The organism is Kytococcus schroeteri (assembly GCF_002847825.1).
GTDB lineage: Bacteria > Actinomycetota > Actinomycetes > Actinomycetales > Dermatophilaceae > Kytococcus > Kytococcus schroeteri.
Genome location: NZ_PKIZ01000088.1, coordinates 1 through 359, shown reverse-complemented (window position 1 = coordinate 359; position 359 = coordinate 1). Strand labels below are relative to the sequence as shown.

The following is a 359-nucleotide window of genomic DNA, read 5'->3' as shown; positions in this document are numbered from 1 at the left end:
AGACCCCAGGTGTGATTGAGAAGGGGATTGCGCATGCGGGGTAGAGATAGCCATGCATCCCTCCTTGACGCGTGAAAGTCCATGATCTTAACGGGAGCAAGCTTATATGAACAAGGTAAGCCTAATCAAAGTGGTGCTGTTGCAAAGTTCGGGCGACAGGAAGACCTGCGTGAAATAATCACAGCCATGGGCATCTTCTCCGGTCGTCATTTCCCCCGTGAAATCATCCTGTGGGCGGTCCGGTGGTACTGCCGCTACGGGCTCAGCTACCGCGATCTGGAAGAAATGATGACCGAACGCGGCGTACCGGTCGATCACAGCACCATCTACCGCTGGGTCCAGAAATATGCTCCTGAGCT

General features: G+C 54.3%; 1 pseudogene. It reads left to right on the top strand.

The window, feature by feature from the left end:
- Nucleotides 1-186: 186 nt before the first annotated feature.
- A pseudogene (locus CYJ76_RS11635) lies at nt 187-359 on the top strand (IS6 family transposase); the annotation flags it as partial.